Source organism: Halomonas sp. R57-5 (assembly GCF_900070345.1).
GTDB lineage: Bacteria > Pseudomonadota > Gammaproteobacteria > Pseudomonadales > Halomonadaceae > Vreelandella > Vreelandella ventosae_B.
In genome coordinates, this window is the sequence record NZ_LN813019.1 from 2,170,082 (window position 1) to 2,189,240 (window position 19,159).

Below are 19,159 nucleotides of genomic sequence, written 5' to 3' on the forward strand. Positions count from 1 at the left end.
TTAGACATTAGTCGCTAATTAGCAACTAGCCGTTGGCAATAAGCGACTTAATCGATTAAGTTTTGGCTATCTTTCCTTAAGCACCGTGGCGTTTAATGACCGCCGCTATCCCCGCTGGGCGAACTGTGCAAGGGAAGTGTTATCGATATGACCTTAATCGATTTAGATATAGGCGATTCAAAATAGTCGCTTAAAAGACAGCCGCTTACCAATAACAATAGGGTACTCAAAACAATGCATAAAATGACATTCAAAACGCCGTTAGCCATTGCGATTGCCGCCGCCAGCTTAGGGATGAGCGGTGTTGCCTCTGCACAAATGACCATGGAGCAGCGCTTTGCCGAACTGGAAGCCCGCATTGAAGCAGCGGAACAGCGTGCCGATGCCGCCGAGCGCCGTGCCGAGATAGCCGAGCAATCACAATCGACCGCCGTGGCGACAGAGAGCGACGCGGAGATCGAAGAGCGTCTGGCCCGGGTGGAGCGGTATGCCGATGGCGAAGAGGGTTTCTCGTTTAACGTTTATGCACGTTCAGGCTTGCTGATTGGTGAAGATGGTAAAAGCGAAAATGCTGGCCCTTACCTGACACCCGCGGGKGGAGAGGGCGGCGCCGTTGGGCGTTTAGGTAATGAGCCGGACACCTACGCCGAAGCGATTTTCAACTACCGTATGCAGTTTGATAACGGCGCCAAAGCGCTTTACCGCACCATGATTGCTGACGGCACGACCTCCAGCAATGACTGGACTGGCGGCGAGTCCGATCTCAACGTGCGCCAAGTGTTTGCTGAATTCAGCGATCTTCCCAGCTTTACCGGCGCCTTTGAAAACGCCTCTATCTGGGCCGGTAAGCGCTTTGACCGCGATAACTTCGATATCCATTGGCTCGACAGTGATGTGATTTTCCTGGCCGGTACCGGTGGCGGTATCTACGACATGCAGTTGGCAGACAACTGGAAATCTAACCTGTCGATTTATGGCCGTAGTTTTTCTGACTATCCGATCGTTGACCGCGAGAACCCCGGTCTTGAAGGCGATACCGACAACCTGATCCTGACCTCCAACAACTACTTCGGCAACTGGCAGTGGATGGTCAACGGTATGTCCGCTGCAGACAACGACGAGCGCGACATTGATGTCGGCCAAACTGCTGCTGATACCGGTTTCCACACCATGATTGCTTATCATGGAGACAGCTTCTTCGGCATGGGCGAGGGTAGTTTCAAAGCGGCTGTGTTGCATGGTCAGGGTTTAGGCGCCGAGACTAAAAGTATTGGTTCACGGGGTGATCTAACTGATGACGCTACCGCCACGCGCCTAGCGCTCTATGGCACCACTTATATTGCACCGCAGTGGCGCGTTGCCCCCTCCATTCTGGCTGAAACCAGCGAAGACCGTTATGCCCAGGGCGATAAGTACAACTGGGCAGGGCTTAACGTGCGCCTAGCCAACGAGTTAACGCAGAACTTCGAAATGCAGTACGAAGCGGGCTATCAGTGGATGGATCTCGATCCCCAGGGGKATAGCGGTCGTAACGCCGTGGATGGTGGCTTCAGCAAATTCACTATTGCGCCCACCTTCAAGCCTGAAGTCGGCGGTTTCTGGCAGCGCCCTGAGATTCGTCTGTTCACCACCTTCAGCGATTGGGACGATGACCTCAACAACTACGGTGCCAGCTCACTGGGCAACGAAGGCTTTACCGGCGGCCAGTGGACCTTCGGCGTTCAGACCGAAGTGTGGTTCTAAACGATGCGAGTTGCTTGATGTAACTGTTTCTTCTCCAATGCACTTTGCCCGCGATCCGTCGCGGGCTTTTTTGTAGGGCTTTAATCGCATTGGTGAACGGTCAGCAGGGCTGCCCAGGGGAGAGCCTATGTCACTTCTACAAGAGAAACTAAAAGCGCCGTTACTGCCGCTTAGCGTGGTAGCCCGGCCGCGCCTAAATGATCATTTCGGTTTAAATGAGCATGTTCGTTTACTGATGGTGCAGGCCCCTGCCGGCTATGGCAAAACCACGCTGCTGGCCGAGCGGCTACCGGCGCTGGAGCAGGAAGCCGCTTGGCTACGCTTGGATCAGCGAGATAATCAGCCCGCGCGATTTTTAGCCTATTGGCAGGCAGCACTCAATGCGCTGTTGGATGACAAAGCGCCGCTGTCACCTGTGGCCGAAGAGGCCGATTGCGTTGAGCAGTTAGAGCGCTGGCTTGGCGAGTTGCCCGAGCAGCGAACTCCGTGCCGGCTGGTGGTGGATGAGTTTGAACACCTGACGCATCCCGATATCTTAGCCGGGCTGGCTCACTGGCTGCGCCACCAGCCGCCCTGGCTGACCTTAACGCTGGCGAGTCGCTCGCGTCCCGCCCTAGGGCTAGCCAGCTTACGGTTACGCGGCGAGATTGAAGAGATCGACCTCAGCGCCCTTGCCTTTGATAGCGAAGAGGCGCAAACCCTGTGCGCAGAGCAGCTCAGCTTTCCACCCACACGAGTAAGCCTGGAGCGTGCGCTACGCAGAAGCGGCGGTTGGGTCATGGTGCTGAACTGGTTAGTGGAGCGCACCACCACCCGGGCGGGGTTTGACGCCCTGGTTGATCGATTAAGTGGCGCTCACCCTGACTTTGTCGCCTGGTTTGACGAACTGCTCTCCGCTGCACTGCCTCTGGAAGAGCGCGAGCTAATGTTGCAACTGGGGGTGCTGGAGCGTTTTTCTCCTGAATTAATGGCGCGGCTATTAGAAGGTGAGCGTTTAACCCAGCGGTTGGAGGCCTTTGAGCAGGCGGGGCTGTTTATTGAACGGACCGACCCTCACGCCCAGTGGTACCGCTTTCAGCGCTTGTTTGGTGAGTATCTTCGCCACCGTCGTCACGAGCTAAGCCTTGCCACCCAGCGCACGCTCCACCAGCGTGCCAGCCAAGCGTGGCTTGCGCTCAACGACCCGGTGATGGCGCTGCGTCAGGCAATTCTCGCCGAAGCTCCTGAAGGCGTGGCCAGTCTACTGACCGCAGAAGGGCCAGCCCTATTGGCAAGCGGGGCCTACGCACTGTTGSCCAAGAGCTTTGCTCTGCTCGGCGAGCCGCGGCTCACCGCCTGCCCAGAGCTTGCACTGCTGTATGGCTGGGTCTCTCATGCTCAGTTTCAGTTTGACATTACCGCCCGGGTGATTGGCTGGATTGAAGCGCAACTAAATACGCCCGAATGGCAACGGCTTAGCGCTGAATTTGCCACCCTGCGCGCGCAGCTGGCGATTAACCAGGGTAATGCCGAGCGTGCCGCACCGCTGGCGGAACAGGCGCTGGCCGTGCCCGCCCGCTATTTAGCCTCAACGCCGCTCACCGCTACCGCCATATTGAGCGAGGCGCGATTTGTGCAGGGGTATTTAGACGAGTCGCTGCAGCGAGTTCGCGAGGTAGAGCGCCAGTCCCGCCAACGTGAAGACCACCAGCTGCTGCTGTGGTCGTTTTGTCATCAATCCGAAGTGCTGGTTGCCCAAGGTCGCCTACAGGCTGCCTACGATATTCAAGAGCGAGCCTTTGCCCACTTAGAGCGAGCTGAGCTTGAGCATCTCCCCGTGGCAGAATTTCTTTACCGGATTCGCAGCCAGGTGCTGTGGGAGTGGCACCGCCTGGATGAGGCCGAGCAGGCTGCCCTGAAGGGGATTGCCGTGCTGGACAGTCAGGGCGAGCGCTGGACGCTGCAGTGCCATATTCAACTGGCAAAGGTTGCCCAAAGCCGTGGCGACCAGGCTCAGTGCGCCGACCATATTCGTCGGTTGCGTAAGATTCTTGCCGAAGGTGATTACCACATCGACTGGGTCGCGAACGCCCACGCTACGCTGCTGGCCTGGTGGCACTCGACCCATGATATGGATGCCGTAGAGCGCTGGCGTCAGGAAGCCCCGGCACCGCTTATCGATAGTGCCACCAACCACTTTTCCCAGTGCAATGTGCGTAACCATGCCCGGGCGCTTACGCTGTTGGGCGGCTACGACGAAGCCCACACGCTATTGGAAGCCCTTGAAGCGCATACTCAGCGTTTGGGACTGGTGACTGATGCCAACCGCAACCAACTCTGCCTGGCGGCGGTTGCCTGGCATCAAGGTCAGTTAGCGCAAGCCAGCCAGCATATGCAGCAGGCGCTTAGCTTAGCTTCTCGCACCGCGTTGGTCGGCAGCTTTTTACGCCTGGGTAAGCCGCTTGGAGAACTGCTGACCAGATTAATCGCCAGCGGCACGCTGGCGCCTTTAGAGCAGGCAAGGGCAGAGCGACTGCTAACGCTTGCTGGCCGACAAAAGGACTTTGGCAGTGCCCGACGCTTAATGCTGGATGAAACGGTAATTGCCGATATCGTCGCGAGGCCAGATGTGCCCGAGCTGATCCGCACTTCGCCGCTGACTCGTCGAGAGTGGCAAATCCTGGGGCTGATTCATGCCGGTCTTTCCAATGAGCAGATCGCTGAACAGCTATCGGTGGCGCCGACGACCATCAAAACCCATATCCGCAGCCTCTATCAAAAGCAGAATATTCGCCGCCGGGACGAAGCGATTGCCCTGGCCGGGCAGCTCTTGGCACAAATACAAGGGGAGTGACGGTACCTCCACTTGTGCTTTTACACCTCCTCCTTGCGTCTACGCCTAGTACCACCCCAGGGGGAGGATTTTATCTGGCGGCCTAGCCTGCATCATGCCCACTATCGGTAATAACTCAGTCGTTGATAAAACCGTCGGCAATAACAAGGATAAGGACTCACCATGATGCAGACACCTTCTACTTCTCACTACGTTGGCAGCCAGGGAGCCGACTGGTGGCGAGGGGCCGTGATTTACCAAATTTATCCACGTAGCTTTATGGATAGTAATGGCGATAGCACTGGCAAAGGGATTGGCGATTTGAAAGGCGTGATCGATAAGCTCGACTACATCGCCTCGCTTAACGTCGACGCTATTTGGCTGTCGCCGTTCTTCACCTCACCGATGAAAGACTTCGGTTACGATATCAGCAACTACCGCGATGTTGACCCGATGTTTGGCACCCTGGATGATTTCGACCGTTTGGTGGAGGCCGCCCATGCCAGGGGGCTGAAGGTGACGATCGATCAGGTGATGTCCCACACCTCCGACCAGCACGCCTGGTTTGAAGAGAGCCGCCAGAGCCGCGATAACCCCAAGGCTGACTGGTACGTATGGGCCGACCCCCAAGCCGACGGCGCACCGCCGACCAACTGGCAGTCGGTATTTGGCGGCAGTGCCTGGCAGTGGGACACTCGTCGCTGCCAGTATTACCTGCATAACTTCCTGGCCAGCCAGCCGGATCTTAATTTCCGCACGCCAGCCGTGGTAGATGCCATGCTGGAGGAAGTGCGCTTCTGGCTAGAGCGGGGCGTGGATGGCTTCCGGTTGGATGCGGTGAACTTCTGCACCCATGGCGAGCTAAAGGATAACCCGCCGCGCCAGGAGATTACCGAAAGTTTTCTAGGCGTTCGCCCCGACAACCCCTACGGCTACCAGCTCCACCAGTACGACAAAACCCAGCCGGAGAATCTTGTGTTTCTGGAGCGGCTGCGCGCTCTGTTGGATGAATACCCCGGCACCACCAGCGTGGGCGAGGTGGGCGACGACGACGCCTTGGGCGTGATGGCGGAATACTCCCAGGGCGGTAAGCGGCTGCACATGTGTTACTCGTTTAACCTGCTTACCGATAAAGCCGACCCCGGCTACTTGCACGAAACGCTAACCGAAATGGAAGCACGCATTGGCGATGGCTGGCCCTGCTGGGCGCTGGGCAACCACGACGTGACGCGGCTGGCAACTCGCTGGCAGGCGGAAGGGCAGCTCGATAAGCTGCGCCTTTATATGGTGTTTCTACTCACCCAGCGCGGTAGCGTATGCCTTTATCAAGGTGAAGAGTTGGGCCTGCCCGAAGCTCAGCTAACGTTTGAGCAGTTGGTTGACCCTGCGGGTATTACCTTCTGGCCTGCCTATAAAGGCCGAGACGGCTGCCGAACGCCGCACCCCTGGCAGGCCGATGCTCATCATGCGGGCTTTAGCAGCGCCACACCCTGGCTGCCGGTGCCTAATACTCATGCTAATCTCGCCGTTGACCAGCAAGATAACGACACCGATTCATTGCTCAATGCCTATCGCGATTTTTTAGCCTTCCGCCGTACTCAGCCTGCGTTGGTGAAGGGCGATGTGCGCTATCACCCTGTGCGCGACGATGTGCTTTGTCTTGAGCGCACCTACCAGCAAACGCGCTTACTGATTGCACTCAATTTTAGCGGTCAAACGGTTACCCGTGCAGCACCTGAGGGCGCTGAAGCCATCGCCGATGCTCCCACGTGGCTTAACGGTGAGTGGCAGGAGGGTGCGCTGACGCTACCTCAACTGTCCCTTCCGCCCTATGGCGTGGCGATTGCCCGTTGCCCGCAATCCCAGGAGGACGCGCCATGGGACGTTTAACCCTAAGCGGCATCGGTAAATCCTTTGACGGAGTGGAAATCTCCCGGGATATCGATCTCACCATCGAAGATGGCGAGTTTGTGGTGTTTGTCGGGCCTTCCGGCTGCGGTAAATCCACCCTGTTGCGCATGATTGCGGGCCTGGAGGATATTACCGAAGGGGATATGCAGCTGGATGATCAGCGGATCAACGAGATTCCGCCCCAGGAGCGGGACATCGGCATGGTGTTCCAATCTTACGCGCTCTACCCACATATGAGCGTGGCAGAGAACATGGCATTTGGCCTGAAGCTGGCGCGGACTGACAAGGCGGAGATTCGCCGCCGCGTCCAGCATGCCGCTGAGATGCTGCACCTCACCGAGCTCCTGGAGCGAAAGCCCAAAGACCTCTCCGGTGGCCAGCGCCAGCGGGTAGCCATTGGCCGCACCCTGGTAAAAGAACCGGCGGTGTTTCTATTTGATGAACCGCTCTCCAACCTGGACGCCGCGCTGCGGGTGGATATGCGGGTGCAGATTGCCGCGCTGCATAAGCGCTTGAACGCCACCATGATCTACGTGACCCATGATCAGGTAGAGGCGATGACACTGGCCGACCGCATTGTGCTGCTATCCAAGGGCCGTATTGCCCAGGTGGGTGCGCCGCTGTCGCTTTATCACTTCCCTAAAACGCTGGAAGTAGCGGAGTTTATCGGCTCACCGCGGATTAATACCTTCCCAGTGACGGTGGTAGACCCTGGCGAGCGTCAAACGGTGGTGCGCCTGCATAGCGGAAGCGAAGACACACTGTCGGTGGCGGTCAATGGCCAACATCTTCACTCAGGCGAGCGCGCCACACTGGGGTTGCGAGCAGAAGACTTTGTTGCACCTGAACAAGCCGAAGCCACGCTAAGTGCTACCTTAATGGTGGCAGAAAAGCTGGGCTACGAAACCCTCGCCCATTGGCAGGTGGTGGGTATCGACACTCCCTTAACCCAGCGCCTGGATGGCTTAACGCAACTAACCGAAGGTCAAACGGTCGCTTTGGGCTTAGCGGGCCAGCACTGTCATCTTTTTGATCAGCAGGGGAACGCCTGCCCACGGCAGGTGGTGGTCGATGGGGTTAGCCAATAATTTTTTTTAAAAGAGTGCATCCAAAACGTCTCCTCGCGGGTATTCCCTATACAGCCGCTATTTAAGGCAGCTGATAATAAACTTTTAGGAGACTGAAAATGACCATTCATCATCTAACGCGGGCTACCCTGGCCGCCACTCTGATTGCATCCTTCAGTCATGTCGCGCTGGCAGATATGACGCCTGCGGATGTCCAAGTGCCTGACGGCAACACCGTTGCGCTCGAAACCGTCGGCGTTGGCGCGATCACTTATATGTGTGAAATGAATGACGAAGACACCATGGCTTGGGTTTTTAAAGGCCCGCACGCTGCGCTTAATGATAGCGACGGCAGCCAGGTTGGCAGTTACTACGGCCCGCCCGCCACCTGGGAAGCGTTGGATGGTTCAAAAATCACCGGTACTCAGCTAGCCACGACGGCCAATGGCGATGGCAATATTCCGCTCCAGCTGGTTGAAGCCAACCCCGCTGAGGGCGAAGGCGCGATGACCGGCGTTAGCTACATTCAGCGTTTGAACACCCAGGGTGGCGTTGCCCCGGATGTGGCCTGCGATATGGATCACGACGGTGCCACGGCTGTTGTTACCTACCAAGCGGACTACATCTTTTGGACGGCTGAATAAGKCGACGAGAGCGCTAATTCCGCTGGGGGCTCGKTTGTCGMGCCCCCAGCGGCTATGCTGTCTGTGAAAACGACGACTGGCGTCGGCGCCGTCACCAGGGAGCTAGGGTTTGACTGACGAGTCTTCAGAATTTGATCATGCTGCGGCATTAGCCAACTGTGCCCGTGGCGAGCATGACGCCTTGCACCAACTCTACGTTCATGAGGGTGCCCGACTATTAGGTGTTGTTGTAAGAATCGTTAAAGATCGCGGTATGGCCGAAGACATTGTCCACGATGCCTGTCTTAATATTTGGCAGCGTGCCGACAGTTTTGACCCTGATAAGGGCTCGGCAAGGGCGTGGATATTTAGTGTGGCACGCCACCTGGCACTCAATGCCATCCGGTACCGTGACCGGGAAGTCACTTTTGATAGCACTTTTGACAGTAATGATCCGACCGAGTTAGACCACCCAGAACATTTCCAGCACGCGACGGTTGCCGAAGATATCTTCGATTGGCAGACCGGCCAGCGGATGGATAGCTGTTTAGAACAACTTGAGCCAGAGCGGCGTAACTGCGTACTTCACGCCTATGTGGATGGTCTTAGTCACGCGGAAATTTCAGCGCATACAGGGGCGCCGCTAGGCACCGTTAAAGCCTGGATCAAACGCAGTTTGCTGCGCCTACGGGAGTGTATGACATGACTCGCCCCAGTCAGCACGAACCAGAACACGACGATGACCATACCTTGGCGGGTGAATACGTGCTGGGTACGCTGTCGTTAGAGCAGCGCAAAGCGTTAGAAGCGCGGTTACCCAATGAGCCTGAGTTGCAAAAAGCGGTGATGGCGTGGGAAGAGCGTTTCTTMCCCTATACCGCTATTACCGATCCGGTAACGCCCTCCGACTATTTATGGCCGCGGATTGAACGCAGCTTAAAAGCACGCGAGACGTCCGCTAAACGGGCCGGTTCCGCTAGTGCGCCGCGAAGACCCGGTCGCATGCTACACAGCCTGCCACTTTGGCGTGGCGCTGCCGGGTTTGGCTTAGCGGCGGCGTTAGTGATGGGCGTGATGCTGGCTAATGAAGTCACCGAGCCAACTATTTCAACGACGCCCGAGTACATGGTGGTGCTGCTGGCCCCGCAAACGCAGTCGGCTGGTTGGGTGGTCCAGGCCTCCTCGCGGCAGGAAATCGAGTTGATCCCACTGGGCACCTTCGAAGTGCCTGAAGGTAAAGCGCTAGAGTTCTGGACTAAAGCAGACGAATGGCAGGCACCGGTATCGCTGGGTTTAGTGGAGCCAGGCCAGCCGATTCGGATGCGCTTAGACCAATTGCCGCCACTTGAAGATAACCAGCTGTTTGAGCTCACGCTGGAAGACGAAACCGGTTCGGCCACCGGCTTGCCTACGGGCCCCATTGAATTTATTGGCCGAGCGGTCGAGATTTAACCTGCGTTAAAGCGTCTGTTCAGCGTGCCTTTAAAAGAATGATAAGCCGACTTGGAACAGGCGCTCCACATCGCGAATGCGGCGTTTATCGACCACAAACAGAATCACGTGGTCGCCGCTTTCTACCTTGACGTCGCCGTGAGCAATGATGACCTCTTTGCCGCGCACAATCGCACCAATGGTCGTGCCGTCGGGCAGGTCGATCTCGCGAATCGTACGGCCCACTACTTTAGACGACTGCTTATCACCGTGGGCGATGGCTTCAATGGCCTCGGCCGCACCCCGGCGCAGTGAGTGAACGTTAACGATATCGCCCCGGCGTACGTGGGTGAGCAGGCTGCCGATGGTCGCCTGCTGGGGTGAAATGGCGATATCGATCTCGCCGCCTTGCACCAAATCCACGTACGCGGCGTTGTTAATCAGCGTCAGCACCTTCTTCGCCCCTAAGCGCTTGGCGAGCAGCGACGACATAATGTTGACCTCGTCGTCGTTGGTCAGCGCGCAGAAGATATCGCACTCTTCGATGTTCTCTTCTTCCAGCAAACGCTTGCTCGTGGCGCTGCCGTGGAGCACCACGGTGCGATCCAAGCGCTCAGAGAGCGTGGTGCAGCGATCCAGGCTGTGTTCGATGATTTTAACCTGGTGACTATGCTCCAAATGCTCCGCCAAGCGTTCGCCGATATTGCCGCCCCCGGCAATCACTACCCGACGGAAGTCCCGCTCGACGCGGCGCAGCTCGCTCATTACCGCGCGAATATCCCGCCGGGCAGCGAGGAAAAACACTTCGTCGTCGGCTTCGATGACCGTATCGCCACGGGGGATAATCGGCCGATTACGCCGGTAAATCGCCGCCACGCGAGTATCCACGTTGGGCATATGGCGGCGTAGAAAGGCCAGGTCTTGGCCCACCAGCGGGCCGCCGTAGAAGGCCTTTACCGCCACCAGCTGAACCAAGCCACCGGCAAATTCAAGCACCTGTAGGGCCCCAGGGTGCTCGATCAGACGGCGCACATGGTCGGTCACTACCTGCTCGGGGCTAATCAGTACATCAATGGGAATCGCTTCGTGGGCGAACAGCCCTTTGCGGGTTAAATACGCCGTGGCACGCACCCGGGCGATCTTAGTGGGGGTGCGAAACAGCGTATGGGCGACCTGACAGGCGATCATATTGATCTCGTCGCTGCTGGTCACGGCGATCAGCATATCGGCGTCTTCGCAGCCTGCCTGGCGCAGCACAATGGGGTAGGAGCCCGCCCCGGTAACGGTGCGAATGTCGATTTTGGTGTGCAGCTCACGCAGTTTCTTGGCGTCAGTATCAACGACAGTGATGTCGTTCTCCTCACGGGCGAGGTGCTCTGCCAATGTGCCGCCGACCTGGCCGGCGCCCAAAATAATAATCTTCATAGGTAGTTAGATCACTTCGGCGACATGTAAATACAGATACTCACCTACTAAGGGAAAACTGTCGAGTGAAGGGAGCCTTAGATCTCCTTTTGCCCGACGGAAAGGGCTTTTTTTACGCCTTTTTGACGGCTAATGCCTTAAACGCCATCGAATTTTTACGCCTGCAATCTCTAAGCTCAAGGTGCCAATCAAAGGAGGCACTTCCATGAATATTGCATTGCTAATCATCGCGACCGGCACAGCGGCGTATCTGTTTTACGCGCTCATCTGTCCCGAGCGTTTTTAGGAGATCGTCATGAACGATATGATCGCTATTTACGCCTTAGTGGCTCTGCTTAGTGTGCCCTTGGGTATCTATATTGCTTTTGCATTAAGCACACAGACGAACCGGCTCGATACGCTGTTTGGCGTGATCGAAAAGCCTATCTACCGGTTGGCGGGCGTTAAAAGTCAACACACCATGACGTGGCAAGTGTACGCGTTAGCCATCCTTAAGCTGCATGTGGGCTTGATACTGCTGGCATGGCTGGTCTTTATGTGTCAGGGCTTATTGCCACTCAACCCGGACGGCATCCCCGGCATGCCATGGGACACGGCGCTGCATACAGCGGTGTCCTTTGCTACCAACACTAACCAGCAGCACTACTCTGGCCAAGCGCAGCTTTCGCATTTAAGCCAAACCTTCGCCATTGTCACGCTGCAGTTCTTAACCCCCGCCACGGGGCTTGCGGTGTTGGTTGCGATTGCCCGCACTTTATTCGTCGCTAAGCCTGCCAAGGTGTTAAACGGCGTTGGCAACTACTACCACGATCTTACCCGCACCCTGGTGCGCGTTATGTTGCCACTGGCAGCGGTTGTCGCACTGCTGCTGACCTGGCAGGGCGTACCGGCCAGCTATCAGGCCGCCCACCAGGTAGACATGCTGGATCCCCAGGTAGAAGAAGTGCAGTCGATTCCCTTAGGCCCGGTGGCGTCCATGGTGGCGATCAAGCAGCTGGGTACCAACGGCGGTGGCTGGTATGGACCCAACTCCACCGTGCCCCTTGAGAACCCCMCGCCGCTGGCGAACGTTATCGAAACCGCTTCGCTCACGCTTATCCCCGTGGCGCTGCTTATCGCGATTGCTCTGATCAGCGGTCGACGTCGGCTAATGACGGGCATTGGTGCCGTGATGATCGCGTTCTCTCTGATTTCCACCTCGGTGGTGGTCTATTCGGAACGCATGCCCAATGCAGCCCTGGTCGAACTCTCCCAGCCGGGGGCCAACTTGGAAGGCAAGGAGCTGCGTTTTGGCACTGACCTTTCTGCTCTGTGGGGCAGTTGGACGACACAAACCTCCAACGGCTCAGTCAACGCCATGCACGATAGCTTCAACCCCATGGGCGGCATGATGCTGCTGATGGATATGTTTGTGAACGTAACGTTTGGTGGAGTGGGCGTCGGGCTGATTGGCTTCTTCCTCTACCTGATGTTGGCGGCCTTTGTGGGCTCGTTGATGGTGGGCAGGGCGCCCGAGCTGTTTGGTAAACCGTTAGAAACCCGCGAAATACGCTGGATTTCACTGGCGATTCTGGCTCAGCCGCTGGTCATCCTGGGGTTGAGTGCGCTGACCGTTGCGATTCCAAGCGCGGCAGCCAATTCCAACCCAGGGTTCCACGGCTTATCCCAAGTGCTTTATGAATTCACCTCTGCGTTTGCCAATAACGGCTCTGGTTTTGAAGGGCTGGGCGATGACACGCCCTGGTGGAATATCGCCTGCGTGGTCGCCCTATTGATTGGCCGCTTCTTACCCATGCTAGTGCCATTAGCGGTAGCCGGTTGGTTGGCAGCTAAGCGCACGGCACCGGCGGGGCGCGGCACCCTGCCCATGGATAGCCCCGCCTTTATGGGCTTAACCGCAGGGGTGATTGTGATTGTCAACCTGCTTGGCTTCTTACCGGCGTTAGTGCTTGGCCCGATTGCAGAATCCGTCGTGCAAGGCTTCTAGGAGAAAAGAGATGTCACATACAGAGCTTGCTAAACAGCCGCGTCGTTCGCTGCCTATTGGCCAAGTCGTCACCGGCGCGGTAAAAGGGCTTGCGCCCCATCTACTGGCTCGCAACCCGGTTATGGCGGTGGTCGCCATTGGTACGGTGGTGTGTTTCGGGCTAACGCCGATTGCTTTCGCCCAGGGCGAAAACGGCGGCTTTGCGCTCACCATTGCGCTACTGCTGCTTGCCACCGTGCTTTTTGCCACCGGTGCGGAGTCACTGGCAGAGTCCCGGGGTAAGGCTCATGCTGGCGCGCTGCGCAAAACCAAAGGGGAGCTCAAGGCGGCTAAGCTAAACGCTGACGGCACCACCAGCGCCGTGACCGCCGACTCACTGTGTAAAGGCGACCGAGTGAAAGTGGTGGCGGGTGAGCTGATTCCGGCAGATGGCGATATCGTCGAGGGTGCGGCGTCTATCAACGAGTCGGCGGTAACCGGTGAGTCCGCGCCGGTGCTGCGTGAAGCGGGCACCGATAACAGCGGCGTCAGCGCAGGCACCAAAGTGCTCTCGGATCAGCTGATCATTGAAGTCAGCGCCAACCCCGGTGAATCCCTGCTGGATCGTATGATTGCCTTGGTAGAGGGCGCTAGCCGTCAGAAAACGCCTTCCGAGCTGGCGCTTTCGGTGCTGCTGGCGATGCTCACCCTGGTGTTCCTGATCGTGGTGGTCACGCTGGTGCCCATGGCCGCTTTCGTAGGAGTAGAAACCTCGACGGTCATGCTGGTAGCGCTACTGGTGTGCTTGATTCCTACCACCATTGGCGGTCTTTTACCCGCCATTGGCATTGCCGGTATGGAGCGCGCCATGCGGGCCAATCTGGTCGCCAAGTCAGGCAAGGCAGTAGAGATCGCCGGTAGCATCGACACGCTGTTACTGGATAAAACTGGCACGATTACCCTGGGCGACCGCCGCGCGACGGAGTTCGCCCCCTGCCAGCAGGTGCCGCGTCAACGGGTACGCGATGTAGCGTTTTTAACCTCTCTGGAAGACCCTACGCCTGAAGGCCGCTCGATTGTGACGCTGGCCACTGAGCAGGGTGTGGATGTGCAGCTTAGCGAAGAAGCGGATGGCGCAACCTTTGAAGCCTTCAGTGCTGAAACCCGACTTTCAGGGGTGGATCTAACCAGCGGTAAAAAGCTACGTAAAGGTGCCCCCAATGCCATCGCCGAGTGGGTAAAGGCGCAGGGCGGCGATATCCCCAGCGACTACAACCAGGTCATTGAGCGTATATCCCGCGATGGTGCCACCCCTATTGCAGTAGCGGAAAACCAGCAGATCCTGGGCGTGGTAGCGCTTTCTGACGTGATCAAAAGCGGCATCGCGGAGAAGTTTGCCGAGCTGCGCGCTATGGGCATCAAAACCGTGATGATCACCGGTGACAACCCGATTACCGCCTCGGCCATAGCCGCCACGGCAGGGGTCGATGACTACATCGCCGAAGCCACACCTGAGCGTAAGCTGGCGCTGATTCGCGAAGAGCAGGCCAGTGGCCGTCTGGTGGCCATGGTCGGTGACGGTACCAATGACGCTCCGGCGCTGGCCCAGGCCGATCTTGGTCTGGCCATGAATTCCGGCACCCAAGCCGCCCGCGAAGCGGCCAATATGGTCGATCTGGACTCCGACCCCGGCAAGCTCATCAGTGCGGTGGAAATTGGTAAACAGCTGCTGGTGACCCGAGGCGCACTGACCACGTTCTCTTTGGCGAACGATGTCGCTAAGTACTTCGTGATTCTACCGGCACTCTTTGCGGCAAGTTTCCCGGCGCTGGGCGTGCTGGATGTAATGAACCTGCATTCACCCACCACGGCGGTGCTGGCAGCCGTGCTGTTCAATGCGTTGATTATTCCCGCACTGATTCCCTTTGCGCTACGTGGCGTGTCCGTAAAAGCCGCATCGGCGACGGTGCTATTGCGCCGCAACCTGCTGATCTACGGTCTTGGTGGGCTGCTGCTACCGTTCCCTGCCATCAAGCTGCTCGACATGCTGATTGCGCTGTTTATCTAGGAGAAGCGTCATGAATATAGGTATTAAAGATCCCGCGGCGATTAATGACGAAGAGCAGCAGGCACCAACGTTTGAGGCAAAAGCCACTTGGGGCAGTGCGTTGCGCTTTATGGTGGTGATGGCCGTTCTGCTTGGGCTGGTGTACCCCTTAGCGACGACAGCGGTCGGTGGCTGGTTGTTTCCTGAGCAGTCGCAAGGCAGCTTGGTTCGTGACGCCGAGGGTCGGGTGGTAGGGTCAAGCCTGGTGTCACAAACCTTTGTCAGCGATGAATACTTTATCGGTCGCCCGTCAGCGGCGGGTAACGATGCGGGCGGGGTTTCAGGGTCTAACCTGGCTCCTAGCAATGAAGCGCTTCGTGAGCGTGCCCAGGCCGATGCCCAGGCGATTGCCCAGCGGGAAGGTGTCAGCGTCGATCAAATCCCGGTTGATCTGATCACCGCGTCGGGCTCTGGGGTTGACCCGCATATCTCGTTACCAGCCGCTGAATTACAGGTCGCAAGGGTAGCGCAGGCGCGTGAAATCGACGAAGCTAGCGTCACTGAACTGATCGACCAAGCGCTTGAAAACACGGGCTGGCTGGGGTCGCCAGTGGTCAACGTATTGCGATTGAATGTGAGTTTGGATGAGCGTTTTCCCGTCGCCMCCACCACGTCGTCTGTCACCCCTGTGGAGTAGCTAAATGTATTCAGCGGATCAGCGACCCGATCCCAATGCATTGCTAAAAGCCGCGCGCCGAGAGGCGCGCGGCTGTTTGCGTGTATTTTTGGGAGCCGCCCCCGGCGTAGGCAAAACTTACACCATGCTACGCACTGCCCGGGAGCGAGCAGAAGAGGGTGACGATATCGTGATTGGCGTGGTTGAGTCCCACGGCCGCGCCGACACCGAAGCTCTCTGCGAGGGGCTGTCACGTATTCCGCTGGCGCCTTTACAGCACCATGGCCGAACGTTTTATGAATTTGATATTGATGCGGCCCTAGAGCGGAAACCCACCATTCTACTGGTAGATGAGTTGGCCCACCGCAACATTCCCGGCAGCCGACATCCAAGGCGTTATCAGGATATTGAAGAACTATTGGATGCGGGGATCGATGTCTGGACCACAGTGAACGTCCAGCATTTGGAAAGCCTTAACGACGATGTGGCCCGGATTACCGGCATACGCATGCGCGAAACCGTTCCCGATACGTTGTTGGAGCGCGCCCGGGATGTGTCGCTGGTGGATTTAACCCCGGAGGAACTGCTTGAGCGTTTAAGGCGCGGCAAGGTGTATATCCCCGAGCAGGCACGCGCCGCCATGGAGGGCTACTTTAATGAGTCGAACCTCAATGCGTTGCGCGAGCTGGCGATTCAAACCATGGCCGAGCGGGTGGATGCCGATGTAAAAGTGGCTATGGATGCTAGCGGCAGAGCAGGCCCTTGGCCGGTAAGGCCGCACCTGCTGGTGGTCGTCAACGGTAGTGAAGACGATGTATCCCTCGTGCGCGCAGCCCACCGAATGGCAGAGAGGCGCCTGGCCGTATGGCGAGCGGTCTATGTTGATAAGGGTGTCGACTCGCCCGAGCAGCAGCTAGCGGTTGAGAAGATATTTAGCCTGGTGACCCGGCTGGGAGGCGACCCACTTCGCTTGCAAGGACATAGCCAGCTAGACGAAGTGATCAACTACGCCCGCTCGATTAATGCCACCACAATTATGGTAGGCCGCGACGGCAAGCGTCGCTGGTGGCCGTGGTCGCGGCCGCTTGCCCAACGTTTGATCGCGCAAAMCGATGTCTTTGATATCGTGGTAGTGGCTCAGGGGAGCATGAAGCAAGGTATGCGTAAGCAGCAGCCTGGCTGGAGAGTGCGCCCACCCCAGCTACTCGCCACCAGCTTAGCGGTGATGGCCTCACTGGGAATAGCCCACCTGCTAGAACCTTGGCTGGAGCTTGCCAATCTGTCGCTGGTGTTTTTAGCCGCCGTGCTGTTCAGCGCTATCTGGGCGGGCACCGCTATGGCCATGTTCAGTGCCGTGGTGGGCTTTTTGGTGTTTAACTTCTTCTTTACCGAGCCGCGTTTGACCTTTGCCATGGTGGAACGGGGGCAACTGTTGACGGTGGTGTTCTTCTTTTTGGTAGCGCTAGTGGTAGGGCAACTGGCGGGTSGTGGACGCCAGCGCTTAGTCGCACTGCGGGCCAGCCGCGACCAGACCCAGCTTCTGCTGCGCTACGCCGAGCAGCTTTCTACCGCCACCGACAGTGCCAGCGCCGCCAAAGTGGGTGTCGATACGCTGGTGCAGTGTTTTGAAGTCCCCGTTATCTTTATTGAAACGGCGGAAAGCGCTAGTGAGGTGCAAGTGGTCTACGCGCTACCGGATTCCGAGCGTTTGGACATGACCGCCAAGCAGGCAGCGGTATGGAGTTGGCAGCACCAAAAACCGAGCGGTCAGGGCACACAAACATTGAGCCAGCAGGCGTGGCGCTTACTTCCGCTCGCGGTGCAGGGAGAAAAAGTGGGGATGCTGGCGCTCAAACTGTCGGCCAGCCCAAAGGCACTCAACCATGAGCGTGAGTCGCTGATTGACACCCTGGTGCGCCAACTCAGTATGGCCCTGGAGCGCACACGTTTGGTGGCCGAGTTGAATACAACGCGGGTGTCCGAAGAGAACGAGCGGCTGCGCTCCGCGTTACTCTCGTCGGTTTCTCATGACTTGCGCACGCCGCTGTCATCTATCATTGGTGCCACCAGCTCCCTGATTGAGCTAAAACCCCAGCTCAGTGAAGACGATCAGCGCGAGCTGCTAGACGGCATATTATCCGAGAGCGAGCGGCTCAACCGCTATATTCAAAACCTGCTCGATATGACGCGGCTGGGGCACGGCACGCTGAAAATAGAGCGTGACTGGGTGTCGTTTGACGACGTTATCAACTCAGCGCTGAAGCGGCTGGGGCAATCGCTGAAACACGTCGTGGTAAGGAAACAGTGGCCTACTACGCTGCCGCTGTTGTACGTTCATCCCGCGCTGGTGGAACAGGCGCTGGTTAACGTGCTGGATAACGCCCAGCGCTTCTCGCCACCCGGTGGGGAGCTGCTGATTAAGGCCCACCTTAATGAAGGTGATCCAGCCACATTGGTAATCACCATTGAAGACCAAGGCCCAGGGATTTCCCCCGAGCTGCGCGAGCAGGTATTTGATATGTTTTACAGCGGCGGCGACGGCGATCGCAGCGCCCATGGCAGTGGCCTTGGCTTGGCCATTTGTCGTGGCATGATTGGTGCCCACGGCGGCACGATCAACGCTGACACAGGCGAAAATGGCCGAGGCACCGCTATTGTCATTACGCTGCCACTGTTAGGTGCAGATATGAGGAAGATGGATGAAGAATGAGGGTAACGGGCGCATTCTGATTGTTGACGACGAACAGCAAATTCGCCGTTTTCTGCGTATCAGCCTAGCCTCCCAAGGCTACGGTGTGCTGGAGGCAGAGAACGGTGAGCAAGCCTTGGCAGCGGTATATACCCAATCGCCCGACGTGGTGCTGCTTGATCTTGGCCTACCCGATATGGATGGCCACGAGGTGCTGCAGGGCATCCGTGAGCACAGTGCTGTGCCGGTAATTGTAGTATCCGTGCGGGATAGGGAGGAGGAGAAGGTCTTATCGCTGGATAACGGCGCCAATGATTACGTTACTAAACCCTTCGGCATCCAAGAACTGCTTGCTCGCATCAGGGCCGTACAGCGTCAGTCGCAGCAAGCGAGGGGGGAGGTGGCCGCTAGCTACTATGTTAGCCAGGGGCTGGTGATCGATCTTGAGTTAAGGCAGGTTTCTCTACAGCAGGAAGGTGTGCATTTGACCCGCAAAGAGTTCGCCGTGCTGGCCCGTCTTTGCCGCTATGCCGGGCGTGTTGTTACCCAGACCCAGTTGCTTAAAGAAGTATGGGGGCCGACCCATGTAGACGACACCCATTACCTGCGTATTGTGGTCAGCCGCCTGCGCCAAAAGCTCGGCGATGACCCCCAAACACCCGTACTGCTTCAAACAGAAGCTGGGGTCGGCTATCGGCTGCTGGTAGAGCCAGCGCAGCGACCTGCAGCTTCTTAGTGATCTGAAAAACAGTAGCTATCTGAAAAGCAA

At 57.6% G+C, this 19,159-nt stretch carries 14 protein-coding genes; 13 read left to right on the forward strand and 1 reads right to left on the reverse strand.

All coding sequences use genetic code 11. The features are described 5' to 3' along the window. Nucleotides 1-234 precede the first annotated feature (234 nt). From HALO_RS09910 to HALO_RS09940, 7 genes are all read left to right on the forward strand, one after another. Nucleotides 235-1,743: a carbohydrate porin gene (locus HALO_RS09910; protein WP_050713380.1), complete on the forward strand. Its 1,509-nt coding sequence runs from the start codon at nucleotides 235-237 to the stop codon at nucleotides 1,741-1,743. Nucleotides 1,744-1,870: 127 nt separating this feature from the next. Next, nucleotides 1,871-4,576, forward strand: a complete 2,706-nt coding sequence (gene malT / locus HALO_RS09915) for an HTH-type transcriptional regulator MalT (RefSeq protein ID WP_050713381.1) — start codon at nucleotides 1,871-1,873, stop codon at nucleotides 4,574-4,576. 162 nt (nucleotides 4,577-4,738) lie between these two features. After that, complete coding sequence (locus HALO_RS09920; RefSeq protein WP_035580152.1) at nucleotides 4,739-6,445, forward strand: alpha-amylase family glycosyl hydrolase; 1,707 nt, start codon at nucleotides 4,739-4,741, stop codon at nucleotides 6,443-6,445. After that, complete coding sequence (ugpC, locus tag HALO_RS09925) at nucleotides 6,433-7,554, forward strand: sn-glycerol-3-phosphate ABC transporter ATP-binding protein UgpC (RefSeq protein ID WP_035580150.1); 1,122 nt, start codon at nucleotides 6,433-6,435, stop codon at nucleotides 7,552-7,554. The genes HALO_RS09920 and ugpC overlap by 13 nt, the downstream gene beginning before the upstream one ends. A gap of 98 nt (nucleotides 7,555-7,652) precedes the next feature. Continuing rightward, nucleotides 7,653-8,177 (forward strand): DUF3455 domain-containing protein, encoded by a 525-nt coding sequence (locus HALO_RS09930; RefSeq protein WP_035580148.1) that lies wholly within the window; start codon nucleotides 7,653-7,655, stop codon nucleotides 8,175-8,177. A 109-nt stretch (nucleotides 8,178-8,286) separates the two neighbouring features. Next, on the forward strand, nucleotides 8,287-8,862 hold the full coding sequence (locus tag HALO_RS09935) for a sigma-70 family RNA polymerase sigma factor (RefSeq protein ID WP_035580141.1): 576 nt from the start codon (nucleotides 8,287-8,289) through the stop codon (nucleotides 8,860-8,862). Beyond that, complete coding sequence (locus tag HALO_RS09940; RefSeq protein WP_050713382.1) at nucleotides 8,859-9,608, forward strand: anti-sigma factor; 750 nt, start codon at nucleotides 8,859-8,861, stop codon at nucleotides 9,606-9,608. Before HALO_RS09935 ends, HALO_RS09940 begins: the two co-directional genes overlap by 4 nt. 30 nt (nucleotides 9,609-9,638) lie before the next feature. Here HALO_RS09940 and trkA read toward each other — a convergent pair whose 3' ends face one another. Beyond that, nucleotides 9,639-11,012: a Trk system potassium transporter TrkA gene (gene trkA / locus HALO_RS09945; RefSeq protein WP_035580132.1), complete on the reverse strand. Its 1,374-nt coding sequence runs from the start codon at nucleotides 11,010-11,012 to the stop codon at nucleotides 9,639-9,641. 205 nt (nucleotides 11,013-11,217) lie between these two features. On the opposite strand from trkA, the gene kdpF reads away from it, so the two are divergent. From kdpF to HALO_RS09975, 6 genes are read left to right on the forward strand one after another with little or no spacing between them, the layout of a single operon-like run. Beyond that, a complete protein-coding gene (gene kdpF, locus HALO_RS23730; protein WP_081742537.1) occupies nucleotides 11,218-11,298 on the forward strand; it encodes a K(+)-transporting ATPase subunit F in 81 nt (26 codons plus the stop codon). Nucleotides 11,299-11,307: 9 nt separating this feature from the next. Further along, complete coding sequence (gene kdpA / locus HALO_RS09955) at nucleotides 11,308-12,999, forward strand: potassium-transporting ATPase subunit KdpA (RefSeq protein ID WP_050713383.1); 1,692 nt, start codon at nucleotides 11,308-11,310, stop codon at nucleotides 12,997-12,999. A 10-nt stretch (nucleotides 13,000-13,009) separates the two neighbouring features. Further along, nucleotides 13,010-15,046 carry a potassium-transporting ATPase subunit KdpB gene (gene kdpB, locus HALO_RS09960; RefSeq protein WP_035580130.1) on the forward strand — a complete coding sequence of 679 codons (2,037 nt, stop codon included), beginning with the start codon at nucleotides 13,010-13,012 and terminating at the stop codon, nucleotides 15,044-15,046. Between the two features lie 10 nt (nucleotides 15,047-15,056). Further along, nucleotides 15,057-15,722 (forward strand): potassium-transporting ATPase subunit KdpC, encoded by a 666-nt coding sequence (gene kdpC, locus HALO_RS09965; protein ID WP_092490830.1) that lies wholly within the window; start codon nucleotides 15,057-15,059, stop codon nucleotides 15,720-15,722. Nucleotides 15,723-15,726: 4 nt separating this feature from the next. After that, nucleotides 15,727-18,411, forward strand: a complete 2,685-nt coding sequence (locus HALO_RS09970) for a sensor histidine kinase (RefSeq protein ID WP_050713384.1) — start codon at nucleotides 15,727-15,729, stop codon at nucleotides 18,409-18,411. Then, nucleotides 18,401-19,126 carry a response regulator gene (locus HALO_RS09975; protein ID WP_035580126.1) on the forward strand — a complete coding sequence of 242 codons (726 nt, stop codon included), beginning with the start codon at nucleotides 18,401-18,403 and terminating at the stop codon, nucleotides 19,124-19,126. Before HALO_RS09970 ends, HALO_RS09975 begins: the two co-directional genes overlap by 11 nt. Nucleotides 19,127-19,159 lie beyond the last annotated feature (33 nt).